The 20,314-nt window shown below is 67.4% G+C and carries 16 protein-coding genes and 1 pseudogene; 6 read left to right on the top strand and 11 right to left on the bottom strand.

Annotated features, from left to right (window positions below; all coding sequences use genetic code 11):
- Positions 1 to 40 precede the first annotated feature (40 nt).
- Together ACDI39_RS04620 and ACDI39_RS04615 are read right to left on the bottom strand one after the other, a co-directional pair.
- A complete protein-coding gene (locus ACDI39_RS04620; protein ID WP_486537794.1) occupies positions 41 to 4,183 on the bottom strand; it encodes a CheR family methyltransferase in 4,143 nt (1,380 codons plus the stop codon).
- Between the two features lie 86 nt (positions 4,184 to 4,269).
- Positions 4,270 to 4,527, bottom strand: coding sequence for a hypothetical protein (locus ACDI39_RS04615; protein ID WP_225787747.1), 258 nt, complete (start codon positions 4,525 to 4,527; stop codon positions 4,270 to 4,272).
- 341 nt (positions 4,528 to 4,868) lie between these two features.
- Here ACDI39_RS04615 and ACDI39_RS04610 point away from each other — a divergent pair.
- The 3 genes and pseudogenes from ACDI39_RS04610 to ACDI39_RS04600 form a co-directional block, all read left to right on the top strand.
- A pseudogene (locus ACDI39_RS04610) lies at positions 4,869 to 5,024 on the top strand (con-10 family general stress protein); the annotation flags it as partial.
- A gap of 225 nt (positions 5,025 to 5,249) precedes the next feature.
- On the top strand, positions 5,250 to 5,576 hold the full coding sequence (locus ACDI39_RS04605) for a DUF6555 family protein (protein ID WP_225787749.1): 327 nt from the start codon (positions 5,250 to 5,252) through the stop codon (positions 5,574 to 5,576).
- A 189-nt stretch (positions 5,577 to 5,765) separates the two neighbouring features.
- Positions 5,766 to 6,641 (top strand): AEC family transporter, encoded by an 876-nt coding sequence (locus ACDI39_RS04600; protein WP_225787750.1) that lies wholly within the window; start codon positions 5,766 to 5,768, stop codon positions 6,639 to 6,641.
- A 29-nt stretch (positions 6,642 to 6,670) separates the two neighbouring features.
- Here the strand turns inward: ACDI39_RS04600 and ACDI39_RS04595 are convergent, their stop codons facing one another.
- From ACDI39_RS04595 to ACDI39_RS04575, 5 genes are all read right to left on the bottom strand, one after another.
- Positions 6,671 to 7,303, bottom strand: a complete 633-nt coding sequence (locus tag ACDI39_RS04595) for a hypothetical protein (protein WP_225787751.1) — start codon at positions 7,301 to 7,303, stop codon at positions 6,671 to 6,673.
- A 121-nt stretch (positions 7,304 to 7,424) separates the two neighbouring features.
- Positions 7,425 to 8,756 (bottom strand): MFS transporter, encoded by a 1,332-nt coding sequence (locus ACDI39_RS04590; RefSeq protein WP_225787752.1) that lies wholly within the window; start codon positions 8,754 to 8,756, stop codon positions 7,425 to 7,427.
- A gap of 88 nt (positions 8,757 to 8,844) precedes the next feature.
- The gene (locus tag ACDI39_RS04585) at positions 8,845 to 9,783 is read right to left on the bottom strand and encodes a hydroxymethylglutaryl-CoA lyase (protein ID WP_225787753.1); all 939 of its coding nucleotides are present in this window, start codon (positions 9,781 to 9,783) and stop codon (positions 8,845 to 8,847) included.
- On the bottom strand, positions 9,780 to 10,973 hold the full coding sequence (locus ACDI39_RS04580) for a CaiB/BaiF CoA transferase family protein (protein WP_225787754.1): 1,194 nt from the start codon (positions 10,971 to 10,973) through the stop codon (positions 9,780 to 9,782). The genes ACDI39_RS04585 and ACDI39_RS04580 overlap by 4 nt, the downstream gene beginning before the upstream one ends.
- A 134-nt stretch (positions 10,974 to 11,107) precedes the next feature.
- Positions 11,108 to 12,019 carry a LysR family transcriptional regulator gene (locus tag ACDI39_RS04575; RefSeq protein ID WP_225787755.1) on the bottom strand — a complete coding sequence of 304 codons (912 nt, stop codon included), beginning with the start codon at positions 12,017 to 12,019 and terminating at the stop codon, positions 11,108 to 11,110.
- Between the two features lie 170 nt (positions 12,020 to 12,189).
- Between ACDI39_RS04575 and ACDI39_RS04570 the strand changes: the two genes are divergently transcribed.
- A complete protein-coding gene (locus ACDI39_RS04570; RefSeq protein WP_486537789.1) occupies positions 12,190 to 13,950 on the top strand; it encodes a SulP family inorganic anion transporter in 1,761 nt (586 codons plus the stop codon).
- Between the two features lie 38 nt (positions 13,951 to 13,988).
- Here the strand turns inward: ACDI39_RS04570 and ACDI39_RS04565 are convergent, their stop codons facing one another.
- The 4 genes from ACDI39_RS04565 to ACDI39_RS04550 form a co-directional block, all read right to left on the bottom strand.
- Complete coding sequence (locus ACDI39_RS04565; RefSeq protein ID WP_486537787.1) at positions 13,989 to 15,119, bottom strand: HlyD family secretion protein; 1,131 nt, start codon at positions 15,117 to 15,119, stop codon at positions 13,989 to 13,991.
- Positions 15,116 to 16,765, bottom strand: a complete 1,650-nt coding sequence (locus ACDI39_RS04560; protein WP_486537785.1) for an MFS transporter — start codon at positions 16,763 to 16,765, stop codon at positions 15,116 to 15,118. The genes ACDI39_RS04565 and ACDI39_RS04560 overlap by 4 nt, the downstream gene beginning before the upstream one ends.
- Positions 16,766 to 16,850: 85 nt before the next feature.
- The gene (locus ACDI39_RS04555) at positions 16,851 to 17,426 is read right to left on the bottom strand and encodes an antibiotic biosynthesis monooxygenase (RefSeq protein ID WP_225787759.1); all 576 of its coding nucleotides are present in this window, start codon (positions 17,424 to 17,426) and stop codon (positions 16,851 to 16,853) included.
- A gap of 84 nt (positions 17,427 to 17,510) precedes the next feature.
- Positions 17,511 to 18,356 carry a helix-turn-helix domain-containing protein gene (locus ACDI39_RS04550; protein ID WP_486537783.1) on the bottom strand — a complete coding sequence of 282 codons (846 nt, stop codon included), beginning with the start codon at positions 18,354 to 18,356 and terminating at the stop codon, positions 17,511 to 17,513.
- Between the two features lie 199 nt (positions 18,357 to 18,555).
- Here ACDI39_RS04550 and ACDI39_RS04545 point away from each other — a divergent pair, with 199 nt between their 5' ends.
- Positions 18,556 to 19,491, top strand: a complete 936-nt coding sequence (locus ACDI39_RS04545; RefSeq protein WP_368816264.1) for a LysR family transcriptional regulator — start codon at positions 18,556 to 18,558, stop codon at positions 19,489 to 19,491.
- A gap of 143 nt (positions 19,492 to 19,634) precedes the next feature.
- The gene (locus ACDI39_RS04540) at positions 19,635 to 20,288 is read left to right on the top strand and encodes a hydrolase (RefSeq protein ID WP_225787762.1); all 654 of its coding nucleotides are present in this window, start codon (positions 19,635 to 19,637) and stop codon (positions 20,286 to 20,288) included.
- Positions 20,289 to 20,314: the final 26 nt, after the last annotated feature.

The following is a 20,314-nucleotide window of genomic DNA, read 5'->3' as shown; positions in this document are numbered from 1 at the left end:
CTGAATGTCGTGCCCGATCCGCCACCGGCCGGATGAGCGGTCAGTAGGGCACCGAGCCGCTCAACGCCTCGATCGCCTCCACCAGTTCGTCATAACCCACCGGCTTGTTCAGGTGGCGGTCGAAGCCGGATTGCCGCGACTTGTACTGGTCGGCGCTGGCGCCATAGCCGGTCAGGGCGATGGCTGGCGTGTAGCGCAGGTGGGCATGGCCGCGTAGCGCCTTGATCAGGGCGTGGCCGTCCATGCCCGGCATGCCGATGTCAGAGAGGATGATGTCGTAGCGCTCGCCGCCGGCGGTTTCCAGCGCCGCGCGTGGGTCGCTGTAGGCCTGCACGTCGGCGCTCTCCATTTCCAGCAACTGCTGCATCACCTCCAGCACCTCGATCGAGTCGTCCACCAGCAGCACCCGGATACCGCTCAAGCGGCCCTCGGCCTGCTGCTCGCCGGCCGGGGCACAGGCGGGTTGGTCGGCGTCGCACAACGGCAGGCACACGACGAAGGTGCAGCCCTTGCCGAGCCCCGGCGAGCTGGCCTGGACGCTGCCGCCATGGGCCTGCACCAGCTGGCGCACCAGCGAAAGGCCAATCCCCAGCCCCTCGCGGCTGTGGCCGACCGGTTGCGGGACCCCCTGGTTGAACAGGTCGAAGATGCACTCCAGGCTCTGCTCGCTCAGGCCGATGCCCTGGTCGATCACCTGCAGGCAGGCCTGCTCGCCCTGGCGGCCCAGCACCAGGCGGATGTCGCTGCCAGTGGGGCTGAACTTCAAGGCATTGTTGAGCAGGTTCCAGATGATTTGTTCCAGGCGCGTGCTGTCGCCCTCGATGAACAGCGCCTGGTCATCGGCCGGCATCTCCAGCACCACGTTGCAGGGGTGCTGTTCGCTGACCACCACCGCATGGATGCCCCGCAGGATGGCGCACAGGTCCACCGGCTCGGTCTTGAGCTTGAGCTTGCCGGTGCGGATGCGTGCCACGTCGAGCAGGTCGTCGATGATCCGCGCCTGGCTGGACACCGCGTCGCAGATGGTGCCAACCGCCTTGCTGGCGGCGCTGGTGTGCTTCACCGACGGCAGGCGGCGGAGGATCTCGGCGTTGAGCTGGATCAGGTTCAGCGGGTGCTTGAGCTCATGGGACATGATGGCGAAGAACTCGTCCTTCATGTGGCTGGTGTTCTGCGACTCGGCCAGTTGCTTGCTCTGCTCGTCGTGCAGGCGCTTGTGCCCGGTCAGGTCGCGGGCGATCTTGACGTAGCCGCGCAAGCTGCTGCCCTTGAGCAGGGAGATCTCGCCGCTGCAGTAGAACCGGCTGCCATCCTTGCGCACCTGCCAGCGCTCGTCCTGGCCGCGACCGTTGAGCCGGGCCGCGCGCAGCTCACGCTCCGGCACGCCCTCGCGGCGGTCCTGCTCGGTGAAGATCAATGCGTAGTGGCGGCCGATCACCTCGGCCTTGGCGTAGCCGAAGATCAGCGTCGCGCCGGTGTTCCAGTCGGTGACCAGGCCGTGCTCGTCGAGCAGGATGATGGCGAAGTCATGGGTGCTCTCGGCCACCAGGCGCATGCGTTCCTCGCCCAGGCGCAACCGCTCCTCGGCGGCGCGGCCCTTGCTGATGTCGATGAAGGTCAGCACCGTGCCGTCGATCTTCTGCTCGCTGGAGCGGTAGGGCAGCAGGCGTGCCAGGTACCAGCGCTGGTTCTCGCCGCCCACCTCGCGCTCGATGGTGGTCTCGCCCTGGGCCACGGCGCGGGCGTCGTCGGCCAGCTCCGGGTAGTCCAGGCGGTGGGTGATGTCGAGCAGGGAGCGGCCGGTGTCGACCGGCAGCATGTTGAAGATGTCGGTGGCGCGTGGGGTGAACCAGCGGATGCGCAGGTTGCGGTCGACGAACACCGTGGCGATGGCGGTGGAGGCGATCAGGTTGCTCAGGTAGTCGTTGACCTTGTCGGTTTCCTCGACCTTGTTCTTGAGTTCGTAGTTGACCGTCAGCAGCTCTTCGTTGATCGACTGCAGCTCTTCCTTGCTGGTCTCCAACTCCTCGCTGGCCGAGCGCAACTCCTCGTTGATGGCTTGCATCTCTTCGTTGGAGGCGGTCAGCTCCTCGCTGGAGATCTCCGACTGCTCGATGGTTTCCTGCAATTGCAGGCGGGTGCGTTGCAGCTCGCGCTCCAGGTTGGCCAGGACCATGCTGTCGGTCTGGCGGATGCCGCTGGCCGGCAGCAGTGATGGGTCTGGCAGGCGCTCCTCGAAGACCACCAGCAGGTACTCGCTGGCACTGGGCTCGTCCTTGTGCGGCTGGACCACCACTTCCACCTGCAGCCTGCGCTCGCCCTCGACCAGCTCCACCGGCCGCGAGGTGACCGCCTGGGAGCCCTGGCGGGCCTGGAACAGCGTGCTGCGCAAGGCCAGGCGCAGGGGTGGCAGGACCAGGTTGAGCAGGTTGCGGCTGGGTTCGCCGCCTACCAGGTGCAGGAAACGGCCGACCCCTTCGCTCATGTGCAGGATGTTGCCGTCGCCGTCGACGATCAGGCTCGGAGGCGTGCGCCGGGCCAGGGCACGGTGGTGCACCTCGGCGTAGGACAGTTTGCGCCCAGGGCGGGCCTTGGTGCGGTTGTCCGGGATCGGTGCCTGCACCTCGGCGCCGGGCAACTCGCGCCCGGAGCGCCGGCTGGCGGGGTTGGTCGCACGGGCCCGGAAGATCCGGTTGCGCTTGTCCACCGGGGTGAACAGCTCGCCGACCACGTCGGCCGACTCGGACGAACCGAGGAACAGGTAACCGCCAGGGCGCAGGGCGAAATGGAACATCTGCAGGATGTCGTGCTGCACCTCGCGGTCCAGGTAGATCAGCAGGTTGCGGCAGACCACCAGGTCGATCTGCGAGAAGGGCGGGTCGGACAGCAGGTTGTGGCGGGCGAACAGGACCTTCTCGCGGATTTCCTTGCGTACCCGGTAGTGCTGGTCTTCCTTGACGAAGAACTGGCGCAGCCGTGCCGGCGGCACGTCGGTGACGATCGCCTCGGGGTAGCTGCCACTGCGGGCGAAGGTGATGGCGCGTTCGTCCAGGTCGGTGGCGAACACCTGCACTTTGGCCGCGCGCTGCTCCACGGCCAGTTGCTCGCAGACCAGCATGGCCAGGCTGTAGGCCTCTTCGCCGGTGGAGCAGCCAGCCGACCAGACGCGGATCTCGGCCGGGCCGTCGCCGCTTTCGCCGTCGCTGACCAGCTCGGGCAGCACATGGCGCTCCAGCGCCTCGAAGGCTTCGCGGTCGCGGAAGAAGTTGGTCACGCCGATCAGCATGTCGGCCAGCAGCGCCGCGGACTCCTCCGGGTGCTGCTCCAGGTAGCGGTAGTAGGCGGCAAGGTCGGCCTGGCCGGTGACGTGCAAGCGCCGCTCGAGGCGGCGCAGCACGGTGGCGCGCTTGTAGTGCTGGAAGTCGTGGCCGGTATTGGTGCGCAACAGCAGCAGGATCTCCTCCAGCAGCGGCTCGGCCTGACGCGCGTCGCCACGGCGGCTGCCCAGCGCCGGCGGCAGGGTGTCGTCCTCGATTTCCGGCAGCCGGACCTGGCGGGCGTTGTGCCACAGTTCCATGAGCTTCTGCGGCATGTCGGCCACCGGCAGCACCAGGTCGACCATGCCGGTCTCCAGCGCCGCGCGGGGCATGCCATCGTACTGGGCATCGTCCGGCGCCTGCACCAGGGTCACGCCGCCTTGCTCCTTGATCCGCGACAGGCCCACCGCGCCATCGGCACCGGTGCCCGAAAGCACCACGCAGAAGGCGTGGTCCTTGTGCACGTCGGCCAGGTCGCGGAAGAACAGGTCGATGGCCACATGGTCGCCACGTCGGCGGTTGGCCGGGCTGACCCGCAGGTAGCCGTCGTTGGTGGACAGGCGGTTGGCCGGGGAAATCACATAGACATGGTTGCGCTCGATGGGCACCGGCTCGCTGACCTGGCGCACCGGCATGGCGGTGGTTTCCTGGATGATGCGGTCGGCCACGCTCTGGTGGTCGGGAGACAGGTGCAGCACCACGACGAAGGCCATGCCGCAGTCGGCAGGCATCTGCCGGAAGAAGGTGCAGATGGCCTCGAGGCCACCTGCCGAGGCGCCGATGCCAACCACCGGGAAGTCCAGGTGGCTGGGGCTCAGCGCTGGGTTCTGCGGGGCGGCTGGGGACTGCTTGGAGGACGACTTCATGGAACGGAGCCTTGTACAGACCTGAAGGTTCGGCCCTTGGAAGCATCGCCGGGCGTGTGATGCGCGATTATAGGCCGCCCTTCGGCTCAGCGGCGAGCGATCGCCGGTGAACGCGCGCCAAAGCTCTGGTCGATCAGCGCCAGGTGCTCCAGGGCCTCCTCGTAGCGTTCGGCGGCCTTGCGCCGCAGCGACTGGTAGTGGTCGAAGCGACCGGCATCCAGGCCGGGGCGCTCGAGCAGGGCGAAGGCCGCGTGGTCGAGCTGGTAGGCCTGGGCGAACAGGCGCTGGTTCTGCTCCAGGGCGAGCTGGCGGCAGGCCTGGCGGGTGGCGTGGGTCGGTGTCATGACGGTCTTCCTGGTGTTGGGGGAACGGCATCCTGAGGTGTGACAGCGGCTGGGGCGGGGAAGTGCGAAAAAACTGCGGGCAAGCCATTCGGGGCCGCTGCGCGCCCCATCGCCGGCAAGCGTCCCTGCGCCAGACGCTGGCGCACAAGCTTTTGGCCAAGCGGGCGTTTGGCGCCACTCGTCAGCCCTGGGCCATGTCGATTGAGCAGAGGCCGCCAGCGCCGGTTCGGAAGTACTGCATGGCGCAATTCCGTGCCAAGCCAATTCCACTAGCAAGGAGAAACGACATGGCGCGTGACCAAGAGCGATCCGGCCAACGTGGCGGCACCAAGGAAACCAACCCGGGCAATTTCGCCAACGACCGCGAAAAAGCCTCCCGCGCCGGCCACAAAGGCGGCCAGAACTCCGGGGGCAACTTCGCCAATGACCGTGAGCGCGCTTCCGAGGCCGGCCGCAAGGGTGGCCAGCACAGCCACGGCGGCGGCCACAACCGGTGAAGGCCTGCGTTCGCTGAGGCCCGGCGCTGAACCGGCCGGGCAGCGATCCGGGGTGGTGGCCAGGGGCCGCCGCCCCGGATCGATCCATACCCTCCTGGCACAGGGATGCAGGCCGCGGCGAGGGTTTCAGCCCACTCATTCACATTGTTCGACAATCTTTTGAATCTTCACGGAAAACCCCGATCAATCAGGAAGTCATCCATGGAGAAGAGGAGGGCCCCTACGATGCCAACCCCACAGCTGTACATCATCGACTATCGACTGCATGGCGAGCAGCGCAGCTTCATCATTCGCCTGGAACGCATGGACAACGCCGAGGCCTGGCATTGGGCCAGCTGTGATGCCGGGGTCGGGATCATTCCGAAATTCGGGCGGGAGCGGATCAGGAAAGTGAGCCGGCCGATGGCCGAGCGCTACGGGATCACCGAGGTGAGTTGGCGCTTGTCGGGCAGCGGGGCGCAGTTCGTGCCGAAGTCCGGGCCCGGGGTGGCGGCAGCCTTGCCGGGCGATTCGCCGTTGCCAGGGGAGGGGGAAGCTGCGGTCATTGCCTGATCGTCGATGGTCTTGTTTGTCTGTACCAGCCCTATCCTCCCACAGGTACTCCATCGCGTCTGAGGGCAGTGGGAAACCTGTGGAAGCCGGCGCGAAGCGGCCGCAAAACTGGCAGCAAGGCTTGCCCGAGAAGGGGCCACCCCCCGCATAATGGCGGCTGCCTTCTCTAATCCGGTTCAGGGAGAACACATGCTGGCTTCGCTGTTCGCCGTCCTGGCGCCTGTCTTCATCGTCGCCGGCATCGGCTATGCCTGGGCCCGCCGCGGGCTCGACTACCCGACCGAGTTCATCGCCGGGATCGTCATGACGGTCGGCACTCCGTCCCTGGTGCTGTCGACCCTGAGCCGCACCGACCTCGACCCGACGGCTTTCGCCAGCATGGCCCTGGGCTGCGTGCTGTGCATGCTCGGCATGGCCCTGGCCGGCCTGTTGGTCTGCCGTGCGTCGGGCCAGCACTGGCGAGTGCTGCTGCCGGCCTTCATGTTCCCCAACACCGGCAACATGGGGCTGCCGATCAGCCTGTATGCCTTCGGCGAACACGGGCTGGCCCTGGCCGTGGCGTTCTTCCTGACCCTGTCGATCTTCCAGTTCACCGTGGGCCTGGCCATGTCCGGCAGCGCTGCGTCGTTCAAGGCGTTGCTGCGCAACCCGATCGTGATCAGCCTGGTCGGGGCCATGCCGATCATCTTCCTCGACCTGGAGCTGCCGCGCTGGCTGGCCAACACCGTCGACCTGCTGGGCGGCATGACCATCCCGCTGATGCTGCTGACCCTGGGCGTGTCACTGGCCAGCATCCGCCTGCGCCATGTAGGCAACGGCCTGCTGCTCGGCGGGCTGCGCATCGTGCTGGGGGCGGCGGTGGGTTGGGGCGTGGGCGCGGCGCTCGGCCTGGAGCCGCTGGAGCGGGCGGTGCTGGTGGTGCAGTCGTCGATGCCGGTGGCGGTGTTCAACTACCTGCTGGCGGTGCGGGCGAACCGTTCGCCGGAGCAGGTGGCCAACCTGGTGATGTGCTCGACGGTGCTGTCGTTCGCCTGGTTGCCGGCAGTGCTGGCCTGGTGGTTGTAGACGCAGGGCGGGCCCTGCGCCTCGGATGGCTACTTGCCGAACAGCCGCTCGTGCACCCAGCCCTTGTTGGTCAGGACCATGGCACGGGTTTCCTTCAGCGGCGTCTGGGCGCTGGCGACGATCTTGTCCAGGCCCGAGATGCCGGCCTTGACGTTGTCATCGCCGGCCCACGCGGGCAGGTCGGTGACCTTGTAGGCGTAGGTCACGCGGGAGATCTGCTGGCCCATCATCTCGCCCGGCTCGCTGAACCGCTCGATGGCGGTGACCTGGGCCTTGCCGAAGCACAGGCCGCCAGAGGTGGTGCCGTTCATCCTCTGCTGCGCATCGGCCTTGTAGTACTTGCGGCCTTCGTCGGTCAGGTCGTAGGCGTAGTAGATGTCGGTGCGGGCCGGCTGCCACAGGCGCTCGGGCACTTGCGTGCGGGAGATCTCCTTTTCGCTGACCACGCCGACCTGGGCCAGGGCATGCAGCGCCTTGTTGGTGCCGTTGAGGTCGAAGTCGCGGGTCTTGGTCGGGAACGAGGTGATCACGAAGCAGCGGGGGTACTGGGTGTCGAGGTAGGCCTGGGCGGCCTTCTGGAAATTGGCCTCGCTGGCATCCTTGGTATCCGAGCAGCCGGCCAAGGTGGCCAGCAGTGCCAGCGGTACGATCTTCCTGTGCATGGTAAAGCGTCCTTGATTGCGAAGGTAAGGCTCCGGCGTGGCCGGCGGGCAGAATTAGAACCCGCGGGCCAGAGGGTGCGCAATCATGGCAGGACGGCATCTGCGCAATCGGCGGGCCCCATCACTGATGGGGCACATCCCGCGTGCGCAGCTTCTGCGGCAGGGCGAACAGCACCAGGGCGACGGTGACCAGGCAGGTCAGGGCGATCAGGTACAGCGCCGGGGTGGTACTGCCGGTCAGGTCGCGGATGCGCCCCACCAGCACCGGGCTGACGATGCCGCCCAACTGGCCAAGGGTGTTGATCAGGGCGATACCACCGGCAGCCCCGGCGCCAGCGCCGGCCAGCAGTTTCGGCGGCAGCGCCCAGAAGCTCGGGATCGAGGCCACCACGCCAGCCCCGAGCAGGCCCAGGGAGAGGATCAGCAGCGGCGTGTTGTCATCGAACAGCCCGGCGCAGAGGAAACCCAGCGCCCCGAGGGCGACCAGCCCGGCGGTGAACCAGCGGCGTTCGCCGGTGGCGTCCGACAGCCTGCCGCAGATCACCATGGCAATGGCGCCGCAGATATAGGGCACCGCGGTGAGCAGGCCGATCATCGACGGGTTCTCGGTACCCGCGCTGCGGATCAGCTGTGGTGCCCAGAAGTTCAGACCATAGGAGGCAATCTGGATCAGGAAGTAGATCAGCCCCAAGGTCAGGAAGCCGGGAATACGGATCGCTTGCAGCAGCGAGCCCTGGCCGTGGGCGGCCTGGGGCGGGTCGATGCGCGAGAGCAGCAGTTGTTTCTCCCGGGCGTCCAGCCAGCCGGCATCCTCGACACGGTCCTTGAGCAGGGTCAGCACCAGCAGGCCGAGGCCGACGCAGGGCAGGCCGCCGAGCAGGAACAGCCAGTGCCAGCCGCGGATCTGCATCACCCCGTCGAGGTGGTCGAGCACGAGCCCCGAGAAGGGGGCGCCGAACAACCCGGCGAAGGCCGAGGCGAGAAACAGCAGCGAGGTGATGCGGCCCCGGTAGTGACGCGGGAACCACAGGGTCAGGTAGTACAGCACGCCCGGCGCGAAGCCGGCTTCCATGGCGCCGATGATGAAGCGCAGGGCATAGAACTGCCACTCGCTGGTGACGAACACCATGGCCGCGGTGGCCAGGCCCCAGGAGATCATGATGCGGGCGATCCAGCGGCGCGCGCCGACCTTGTACAGCATCAGGTTGCTGGGCACCTCGAACAGCACATAGCCGACCACGAACAGGCTGGCGCCCAGGCCGTAGGCGGTATCGCTGAAGCCAAGGTCGGTTTGCAACTGGAATTTGGCGAAGCTGATGTTGATGCGGTCGAAGAAGGCGAACAGGTAGCAGACCATGATCAGCGGCATCAGCCGCCAGGCGACCTTGCGCACCAGGGCTTTTTCGCTGTCGGCGCCATCGCTGGCGCCCAGTTGCAGGGCGGAAAGACTCATCGTTCATTCTCCAGTCGGCCGCACTACAGGCGGCCCTGTTGTTCTTGTTGTCTGGTGGGGGCCGGGGGCCCCCGGATGGCGCGGTGTTTCAGCCGGGCAGGTGCTCCGGCAACGGGTGCAGGTCGCAATTGCGTCCGGCCTTGGCCAGTTGCCCGGGCACCTCGTGGCCGAGCAGCGCCGGCAGGCTGCGTGACAGGCTCAGCAGGCCGTCCAGATCGATGCCGGTGGGGATGCCGGTTTCGGCGCACAGGTTGACCAGGTCCTCGCTGCAGATGTTGCCCGAGGCGCCTGGGGCGAAGGGGCAGCCACCGAGCCCGCCGAGGGCCGCGTCGAAACGCCGGGCCCCGGCTTCGTAGGCGGCCAGTACGTTGCACAGGCCCAGGCCACGGGTGTTATGAAAGTGCAGGGTGAGCATGGCCGCGGGCAGGCGTTCCAGGCTACGCCGCACCAGGCGCGCGACCTGGCGCGGGTTGGCCATGCCGGTGGTGTCGGCCAGGGTCACGCCTTGCACGCCCAGTTCGAGGTAGGCATCGAGCAGGCGCAGCACCAGGTCTTCGTCGATATGCCCTTCGAACGGGCAGCCGAAGGCGGTGGCGACCGTGGCATTGAGGCTGACCGAGCGCCCGTGCACCGCCTGGACGATGTCGCCGAAACCGGCCAGGGACTGCTCGCGGCGCATGCGCATGTTCGCCAGGTTGTGCGACTGGCTGGCCGAGAGCACCAGGTTCAGCTCGTCGGCGCCGGCGGCCAGGGCGCGTTCGGCGCCCTTGAGGTTGGGCACCAGGGCGACGTAGACCACCCCGGGCTGGCGGCGGATGCCTCGGAACACCTCGTCGCCGTCGCGCAGCGCCGGGATCGCCTTGGGCGAGACGAACGAGCCCGCCTCGATACGCGAGAACCCCAGGCCCGAGAGACCGTCGATGAGCTCGATCTTCTCTTCGGTGGGCACCCAGGTCGGTTCGATCTGCAGGCCGTCGCGGGGGGCGACTTCCTGGATCAGCATGAAGTCGGGATTGGCCGGGATCATTGCACCACCCCCTCGGTACGCAGGCGGGCGATGTCGTCCTCGCCCAGGCCGATGCCCGCGAGCAGGGCATCGGTGTGTTCACCCAGCGCCGGGCCTTGCCAGTCGACCCGCCCCGGGGTGGCGGACAGCTTGGGCACGATGCCCGGCATGCGCACCGGGGTACCGTCTGGCAGTTGGCTGTCGAGCAGCATGCCGCGCGCCTGGTAGTGCGGGTCGGCGACGATGTCGGCGACCGAGTAGATGCGCCCGGCAGGAACCTCGGCGGCCTCCAGCGCGGCCAGCACCTGCGCGATGGGATGGCGACGGGTCCAGCCCTCGATCGCCTCGTCGAGCAGCGCGGCCTGGGCGGCGCGGCCATCGTTGTGGGCGAACTCGGCGGCCTCGGCCAGGTCCGGACGGCCAATGGTGTGCATCAGGCGGCGGAAGATCGGGTCGCTGTTGCCGGCGATGACCACGAAGGCGCCGTCGGCGGTGCGGTAGGTGTTCGACGGTGCGATGCCGGGCAGGGCACCGCCGCTGCGCTCGCGTACATGGCCGAGCAGGTCGTATTCGGGGACCAGGCTCTCCATCAGGTTGAACACGCTTTCCACCAGCGACACATCCACCACCTGGCCTTCGCCACCGTTGGCGCGCACGTTGAACAGCGAGAGCAGGGCGCCCATGACGGCGTGCAGCGAGGCCAGCGAATCACCCAGGCTGACGCCGGCGCGGGCCGGGGCCGAGCCCGGTTCGCCGGTGGTGTAGCGGATGCCGCCCATGGCCTCGCCGATGGCGCCGAAGCCTGGGCGGTCGCGGTAGGGACCGCTCTGGCCGTAGCCAGAGATGCGCACCAGGGTCAGCCTGGGGTTCAGCGCGTGCAGCACGTCCCAGCCCAGGCCGAGTTTCTCCAGGGCGCCGGGGCGCAGGTTCTCGATCAGTACATCGGTGTCTTGCAACAGGCGCTTGACGATCTCCAGGCCTTCGGCGGCCTTGAGGTCGAGCGCCAGGGATTTCTTGTTGCGCGACTGCAGGTACCACCAGAGCGAGGTGCCCTGGTGCAGCTTTCGCCACTTGCGAAGGGGATCGCCCTGGCCGAGGGCTTCGATCTTGATTACTTCGGCACCGAACTCACCGAGCAGGCGAGCGGCGAACGGGGCGGCGATCAGTGTGCCTATTTCCAGGACCCTGATACCTTCGAGTGGAGCGGGCATGGTGCGTACCTCTTGTTCTTGGACTATGTGCCAGAGGCTACGGCGACGCGGGCGAGGGCACCAATCCTGTGTCGGCAACTACCGTTCGCCAAATGCGAACGGTCGAGGTGTCCGGTGAGCCTGTCAGCCCATTCTCAACCCCTGTCACCGCGCAAATGCTCGAACAGCAGCCGGCTGACCGGCGACAGCGAGTCGAGGTCGCGCGCCACCAGCAGCAGCTCGCGCTCGGCCCAGTCGTCGCTGAGCGCCACGGCCTGGAGCCCCAGCGCACCGCCGAACAGCTCGAAGGCCTGGCGCGGCAGGATGCCCACGCCCATGTCTGCCTGCACCATGCGGCACACGGCATCGAAGCTCGGCACATGGATACGCAGGCGCAGCACCTTGCCGGCACGGCGCGCCGCCTCATGGGTGCGCATGTTGATGGAACTGGCCGCGTGCAGGCCGACGAAGTCGTTGTCCAGGGCATCGACGAAGGCCACCTGGCCATGCCCTGCCAGCGGGTGCCCGGCGCGCAGCACCAGCACCAGCTGGTCGCGCTTGTAGCGCACCTTGAGCAGCTCGCGGGTGTCGCTGTCGCTGGAGCAGATCCCCAGGTCGGCGACCCCGTCGAGCAGGCCCTGGATCACGCCGTTGCTCGGCCGCTCCTCCAGGTCCACCTTGATCCGCTCGTGGTGCGCGCAGAACAGCGCCAGGTCCTCGGGCAGGAACTGGATGATCGCCGACAGGTTGGCGAGCATGCGCACGTAGCCGCGCACGCCCTGCAGGTGCTCACCCAGCTCCAGGCCGATCTTCTCCAGGTTGAACAGCATGCGCCGGGCATGGTGGAGCAGGGTCTCGCCGGCTGGGGTCAACTGCATGCCACGGGCCTGGCGGACGAACAGTGGCGAGCCCAGGGCCCCCTCGAGCTCGTTCAGGCGCTTGCTCGCCGCCGAGACCGCGATGGCCTCGCGGGTGGCGGCGCGGGTCAGGCTGCCTTCCTCGTGGATGGCCACGAACAGTTGCAGGGTGACCAGGTCGAGGCGGCGGATCAGGTTGTTCAGTTGCATGGGGACAACTCCGGCAGGCAGGGCGTGCGTGCGCGACAGTAAACGCTGGGGCGATGTTTGTCATGGCCTGTGCGTGAGCCGGCAAGGCGCCGTGCGTCATCCATACTGCAGTGATCGGCGGCCTGGAAGCTCTTCGGGGGGAGGGGCCGCGCTTCTGAGCCAGGGGGCCCATGGACAATCGCTCACCGACCCGGCTGGACCCGCCGCCACCGTACAAGGCCGCTGCGCCAGCCGGCGGCTGGCAGCGCTGGTTGCCCGGCCTGCGCCTGTTGCGCCACTACCCGCCGGGCTGCCTGCCCCGGGACCTGCTCGCCGGCCTGGTGCTGACGGCCATGCTGGTGCCGGTCGGTATCGCCTACGCACAGGCCGCGGGCGTGCCGGGCATCTACGGCCTGTACGCCACCATCGTCCCCTTGCTCGCCTATGCGCTGTTCGGGCCCAGCCGCATCCTGGTGCTGGGGCCGGACTCGGCGCTGGTGCCCATCATCCTGGCCGTCGTGCTGCCCTTGGCCGCCGGCGACCCGATGCGCGCGATCGCCCTGGCCAGTGCCATGGCCCTGGTGTCGGGGCTGATCTGCATCGCTGCCGGCCTGCTGCGGCTGGGGTTCGTCACCGAGTTGTTGTCCAAGCCGATCCGCTACGGCTACATGAACGGCATCGCCCTCACGGTACTGATCAGCCAGACGCCCAAGCTGTTCGGTATCTCCAGCCAGAGCAGCGGCCCGCTGGGCGATACCACGCAACTGCTGCGCGCCTTGCTCGATGGCGCGGCCAACTGGCACGCCTTCGCGTTGGGCGCCGCGACCCTGGCGATCATCCTCGCGTGCAAGCGCTACGAGCGGGTGCCGGGCGTTCTCATCGCCGTGCTGCTCGCGACCCTGGCCACTGGTGGACTGGGCCTGGAGGCCAGCCATGGGGTGGCGGTGGTCGGCGCGCTGCCCGAGGGGCTGCCGGGGTTCTCCCTGCCTTTGATCGGCCTGGATGACCTGGCCACCGTGCTGATCGGCGGTGCCGCGGTGGCGCTGGTGTCGTTCGCAGATACCAGCGTGCTGTCGCGTACCTACGCCGCCCGGACCCGCACCCAGGTCGACCCCAACCAGGAAATGCTCGGCCTGGGCCTGGCGAACCTCGCGACCGGGTTGTTCCAGGGCATTCCGGTCAGCAGCAGTTCGTCACGCACGCCGGTGGCCGAGGCGGCAGGGGCGAAGACCCAACTGGCCGGTGTGGTCGGTGCGCTGGGCGTGGCGCTGCTGCTGTTGCTGGCGCCCGACCTGCTGCACCACCTGCCGGAAAGCGCCCTGGCGGCGGTGGTCATCGCGGCGGCGATTGGCTTGTTCGAATTCAAGGACCTGCGGCGCATCTACCGCATTCAGCGCTGGGAGTTCTGGCTGTCGATCACCTGCTTCGTCGGCGTGGCGGTGTTCGGTGCGGTCCCAGGCATTGGCCTGGCGGTGGTCATCGCGGTGATCGAGTTCCTCTGGGATGGCTGGCGCCCGCACTATGCCGTGCTTGGCCGGGTCGCCGGCATTCGCGGCTACCACGACGTGTCGCGCTACCCCCATGCCCGACGGGTGCCGGGGCTGGTGCTGTTTCGCTGGGATGCGCCGTTGTTCTTCGCCAATGCCGAGCTGTTCCAGCGCTGCGTGCTGGACGCCGTCGCCGACGCCGGGGCCGGGGTGCGGCGGGTGGTGGTGGCGGCGGAGCCGGTCACCAGCGTGGACGTGACCTCGGCCGACATGCTCGTCGAGCTGGAGCAATTGCTGCGCAATGCAGGCATCGAGCTGCACCTGGCGGAGGTGGAAGACCCGGTGAAGGACAAGCTGCTGCGCCTGGAGGTGCTCAGCCATATCGGCACCGACATCTTCCACCCAACGGTGGGGGCGGCGGTGGATGACTACCTGGATGACCATGGCGTGGACTGGACGCCCTGAGTATTGGGGGCTGCAAAGCAGCCCCCAATGGCCAGCCGTCACTGCTCCCGCGTATCGATACTGACCACCACCGACATCCCCGGACGCAGCCGCCGTGCCTCGGGCTGGTCGGGGTCGACGGTGATCCGTACCGGGATCCGCTGGGCGATCTTGACGAAGTTGCCGGTGGCGTTGTCCGCCTGCAGCAGGGCGAACTCCGAGCCGGTGGCCGGCGAGATCTGCTGCACGTGGCCGCGCAACCGCAAATGATCGAGGGCATCGACGGTGAAGGTCGCCGGCTGGCCGATGCGCACGTTGGCCATCTGCGTTTCCTTCATGTTGGCGATCACCCACAGGGTATCGGGCACCAGCGCCATCAGTTGCGCGCCCGGGTTGACGTAGGCCCCCAGGCGGGTGCCGATCTGCCCCAGCTGGCCATCGCGCGGGGCCGTCACCCGGGTGTTGTCCAGGTCGATGCGGGCCAGCTCCACGGCGGCCTTGGCATTCTCCACCGCCGCTTCCAGGGCAGCGCGGTTGACGATCACCGTCTCCCGGTCCTGGCGGGCGATCTCCAGCGCCGCCCTGGCCCGGGCCAGGCTGGCGATCGCCGCGGCATGGCTGGCCCGGCTCAGGTCCAGTTCACGCTGGGACACCGAGCCATCGCTGACCAGCGCCTCGTTGCGCCGCAGGTCGGCCTGGGCCTTGGCGGCCTGCGCCGCAGCATCGTCGATGGCCGCCTGGCGCTGGGCGATGGTGGCCTCGGCGCTCTTGCGCTGCTGCAGGTTGTTGGCCAGTGCCGCCTGCTGCTGTTGCAACTGGGCGCTGGACTGGGCCAGGCGCTGCGTGTAGATGCGGTCGTCCAGGCGCACCAGCAGGTCGCCAGCCTTGACGAACTGGAAGTCGTGCACCGGCACCTCGACGATATAGCCGCCCAGCTGTGGGCCGATGATCGTCACCTGGCCACGCACCAGGGCGTTCTCGGTACTTTCGATGGCGCTGCTGAACGGCGGCAGGCGCCAGGCATAGAGCACCAGCAGGATGCCGGCCAGGGCCACGCAGGCGAAGCTGACCGACGAGAGGATGCGCACGCGCCGCGAGCGTACCGGGCTGCTCGGCTCGCTGGGTGGCGTAGTGCCTTCCGGGGTCTCGGCGATGGCGGTGGTGGTCGTGGACTGGGTCGGTTGGGTCATCGGGTCGAAGCGCCACTGGTGGTGTCGGGGGAGGGGGCCTGCCGGGTCGCGTACTTGACCCAGCTGCCGCGGATGAGGATCCAGATCATGGTCGCGACGGCAATGGCGCCGATCAGCATGAAGACATCGTTATAGGCGAGGATATTGGCCTCGCGGGTGGCCGCGTTGGCCAGCAGGCGCATGCCGACCTCGTTGCGCAGGGCCGGGTCATGGATGATGCCGGCGTAGCTGGCGCCGCCACCTTGGACCCGCGCCGTGACCAGCGGTTCGAGGGCGCTCAGCTGGTCGACCAGGTTGCTGGAGTGGAACTTCTCGCGCACGGTCTGGAAGGTGCCCAGCAGGGCCGAGCCGATCAAGCCGCCGAGGTTGTTGCAGATCCCGAACATCACCGAGAAGCTCACCAGATTGCGCGGGTTGGTGCGCACATGGCTGATGCCCAGGGCCATGGACGGGCCGAGGAAGAAGGTGCTGCCGAAGGCCAGCATGAACTGGCTCAGGTACATCTGCCCGGGGCGCGTCAGGTTGCTCGAGGCACTGTCCATGAAGGCCCCGGTGGCCATCGCCGCCAGCGAGATGAACAGCGGCGTGACCAGGTGCGCGGGGTTGATGGTCAGGGCGCTGGTGACCAGCCCGCAGACCGCGCCCAGCAGCATGATCGCGTACAGGGTGCGCATCTGCTCGCTGCCCATGTTCAACCCCTGCAGGAAGCCCACCGCGCCGGTGGACTGTTCCGAGGTGACCATGCGGATCAGGATCACGCACAGGGCCAGGCGGATCACCGCGGCGCTGCCCAGCCAGCGGGTCATCAGCAAGGGGTTGCGGCGGTTGTGCTCGATGGCCAGCCCCGAGCACACCAGGGCGATGGACGCAGCCAGGGCCACGCCGATCCACGGCGCGTCCAGCCACCAGTCGATGCGCCCCAGCGACAGCACGGCGCAGAGCAGGGCGGTGCCGCTGGCCATCAGCGAAAAGGTCAGGAAGTCCAGCGGCTCGAAGGTCTTGAAGCGGTCGCCCGGCGGCAGCTTGAGCAGCAGCACGCAGCCCAGCGCGGCCAGCGCCAGGCCCAGCTCGAACAGGTACAGGCCGCGCCACTCGGCGATCTGCAGCAGGTCCTCGGAGAACACCCGGGCCAGCGGTACCGCCAGTTGCGAGGCACCCAGGCCCAGCACCATGGCCTTCAGGCGCCACTGCGCGGGGAAGGCCTGGATCATGTAGTACAGGCCCAGCGAGCTCAGCGCCGCCCCGACCATGCCGTGGGCCGCGCGCACGGCGATGGCCGAGTTCAGGTCGTTGACGAACAGGTGGGCGAAGGTCACCAGGGCATAGAGCACCAGGAACACTTCGGTGAAGGCGCGCAGGCCGAACTCCTGGCGGAACTTCACCAGCAGCAGGTTCATCGACACGTTGGTCATCACGAAGGCGGCGGGCAGCCAGGCCATTTCCGCGCTGGTCGCGCCCAGGGCGCCTTGCAGGAACGGCAGGTTGGCGACCACCAGGGCGTTGCCCAAACCACCGGTGATGGCCACCAGCAGGCCGACCACGCCAAAGGCCAGGCGCTTGGCCGGGGCATGCAAAGGGGTCGATGGCGAGCCGGGCAGGCTGGGCTTTTCGTGGGGAAGCCACTGGCGTGGCGCGTATTTGTCCATGCGTGATGCGGTGCCTTGGTTCGCGTGGGGAAACTCTACGCGACAACCCAGGCCAAGGAAAACACCTACGCGACCACGGCCAGGGCTACGCCCCGCTGCGCTTGTTCTCCAACCAGGGGGCGAACCAGCGTGTGACCTGGGGCATGAAGATATACACCACCAGCAGCACGATGCTGAGCGTGATCAGCACGTTGCTGGCCACATAACCCCCCAGCCAGGGCCAGCGGGCGAACAGCGGCTGCCACAGCAGCGGCACGCCCAGGCTCAGGGGTAGGATCACCAGGAAGGTGACGCAGGCCTGCTTCCAGCGCACCGGCGCGCTGCCTTGCTCGGAGGGCGTGAACCAGAACTCGCGGTCGGCGTTCGCCTCGGTGCGGTCGCCATCGACCAGCAGCGGGGCCACTTGCGCGACCAGTTGGCGACGCTCGTCGGAGTCGAGCCAGCCCTGCAGTTGGGCAGTGCTGGCGAAGCGAATGACGGAGGTGAATTGATGCTGGCCGGCGTCGCGGTTACGCATCACATCGACGCCGAGGTGGCCCGGGTAGCGCTTGGCCGTGGCCACGGTGCGGCGCAGCCACTGCTCATAGTCCTGTTCCGCGCCTTGTTTCACACAGTGGCGTACCAGCAATGTCGCGACATCTTGAGACAGGTCATGGGTCATCGGGCCGCCCTCGGTTTGCGGTGCTGGTGACTACGCTAGCCTCGTCCGTGCGAGGTTTCTTGAATGAATGTGCCGGCTTTGCACCTATGTGCCCTGCTCGTCGTTGCCGTGTCGCTGGGCGCGACGCCAGCTGGCCGGCGCGACGCCAACCTGTTTGAGGAACACCCGGGAAAGGTGCGACTGGTCGGCGAAACCGCATTCCAGGCTGATCTGCGACAGGGGCAGGTGGCTCTGCGTCATCAGCGTCTTGGCCTTGTCGATACGCAGCTTCATCAGCCATTCATGGGGAGACAGGCCGGTGCTGCGCTTGAAGGCCCGGGTGAAATAGCTGCGCGACAGCGAGCATTCCTGCGCCAGGCGTTCGACCGAAAGGCCCTCGACCAAGTGGCTGGCGATCATCTCCTTGGCCCGGCGCAACTGCCAAGGGCACAGTCCCTTGCCGTTCTCGTTGGCCAGCACGGCCTTGCCGTAGCGATCGTCGAGGTGGGTGAGCAGGGCGAGCACCACCTGGTCGATGAACAGCTGGTTGGCTTCGCCGGGCTGGGTCATCGCTGGCAGCAAGGCTTGGGACAGGTAGTAGCTGACCGGATCGACCTGGCTCAGGACCCGCTCCAGCCCTTGGTCCGTCGGGCTGCCAGCTTCGTAGAACAACGAGCGGATCGTGTGGCGTGGCACGGTGAACCTGATGTTGTCGTAGGCCGCCAGGTGCTGGCAGCGCAACTCATCGCCCAGGTTGGCGATGGACACGCTCTGGCGTGCGTGGCCGCCGACAAAGGCCAGGTCGCGGCCACGCCACAGCTTGTGCGCGGCGAAATCCTGAAGCTGGACGATGACGGTGTAGGCGTCGGCACAGGGAATGTCCAAGCGAAGCTCGGGGTCGGGGTGATCTTCGCGATTGCGCACGATCGAGTAGTTCCCTGGTTGCGCCATATGAGAAGCCTTCCCCGGGTTCGTCGGGCGCTTGGCTGGCAACGTAAAGCGCATGGGCGTGCTCCTTCCCTTCAGAGTTCCACTCAGGGCCAAGGGGCTGGGTGGCAGCCTCGCTTGGCCAAGGCCTCCCAAGCATAGTATTGAGAACCGCCGATACGCTGAATAGAATGAATGGCATTTCATGCATGCCATTTTTTCGATGAAAAACCTTCCAGACTTGGAAGCCTGGGCGATCTTCGCCCAGGTCGCCAACAGTGGTTCATTCGCCGGTGCCGCGCAGGTGCTGGGCATCTCCCAGCCGACGGTGTCCAAGGCCATCGGCCGGCTGGAGCGGCGCCTGGGCGCCGCGCTGCTGCATCGCACCTCGCGCCGCCTGGAGCTGACCAGCACGGGCCAGCAGGCTTGGGAGCGTGCCCAGCGCATCCTGGAGGAGGGGCGCGCCGCCGAAGCGCAGGCCTCCCTGCAGGCCAACGTGGCGAAGGGGCGGATACGCCTGGCGGCGCCCATGTCGTTCGGCCTGAAGTACCTCGCGGCGTTGCTGCCGGTCTTTCAACAGCGCTACCCGCAGATCGAGCTCGACCTGTCCCTGGACGATCGCATCGTCGACGTGGTGGCTGGCCGTTACGATGTCGCGCTGCGCATCGCCGAGCTGCCGGACTCCACGCTCAGGTCTCGCCGGCTTTGCGCCGTGCGCCGCCCCTTGGTGGCCACGCCGGCCTACCTGGCGCGCCACGGGCGACCGCAGCACCCGCGGGACCTGGGGCAGCACCAGTGCCTGATCTACACCAACCTGCCCACGCCCGAGCGCTGGACGTTTCGCCATGCGACCCAGGGTGATTTCAGCGTGCCGGTGCAGGGGAGCCTGCGCAGCAACAATGCCGACCTGCTGGGGCCTGCCTTGCTCGCCAGCCAGGGCCTGGCCCTGCAGCCGGAGTTCATCGTCTGGGAGGCGCTGCAGGCGGGTGTGTTGGAAGAGGTGCTGCCCGACTGGCGATTCGCCGATATCGCCATCCACCTGGTCACACCGCCCGGCAGCTTCCGGCCCGCTCGTGTCACGCTGCTGCTGGAGTTTCTGGCGGCTCATCTGTCCATCGCGCCTTGGGCCCGGGCCGGGCAGTTGAGTGGCGATTTGTAGCCCTGGGGCGCGATGCGGCCCCCAGCGCTGGCCGACATTGCCACCAGGGCACAAACATACAAATCAGGATCATTCGTACAAGAAGCTGCCAAGGCACATGCCACACAGTCTGGGCTCGACAACACAACCAGAGGCTGTATCCCATGGCTATCGCAAAAGCTGCGCCTGGCAAGACCCTGCTCGATCCGAGCAACCACACCCTGATCATGATCGATCATCAGTCGCAGATGTCCTTCGCCACCAAGTCGATCGATGCGGTGACGCTGCGCAACAACGCCGCGCTGGTGTCCAAGGCCGCCAGGGAGTTCAAGGTGTCGACGATCCTCACCACCGTGGCGGAAAAAAGCTTCTCCGGGCCGATTTTCGATGAGATCCGCTCGGTATTCCCCGAACACAAGGTGATCGACCGCACCACCATGAATACCTGGGAAGATGAACGCATCGCCGTCGAGGTCAATGCATTCGGCAAGAACAAGATCGTTCTCGCCGGCCTGTGGACCTCGGTGTGCATCGTCGGTCCGGCCCTGTCGGCGCTGGACCAGGGCTTCGAGGTCTATGTCATCGCCGATGCCTGTGGCGATGTCTCCAACGAAGCGCACCAGCACGCCATGGAGCGCATGATCCAGCTGGGCGCGCGTCCCATGACGTCGCTGCAATACCTGCTCGAGCTGCAGCGCGACTGGGCCCGGGGCGAAACCTATAACGAGACCGTGCAGACCTCCATCGCCCATGGCGGCGCCTATGGCCTGGGCCTGATCTACGCCAAGACCATGTTCAACGCCTCCGAAGGCCACTGATCGGAACAGGCTCGCCGGTGGCGCCA

This window comes from Pseudomonas sp. Tun-23181, assembly GCF_057415455.1.
The sequence above is the reverse complement of the archived record's forward strand: the minus strand, read 5'-3'. Positions and strand labels throughout refer to the sequence as shown.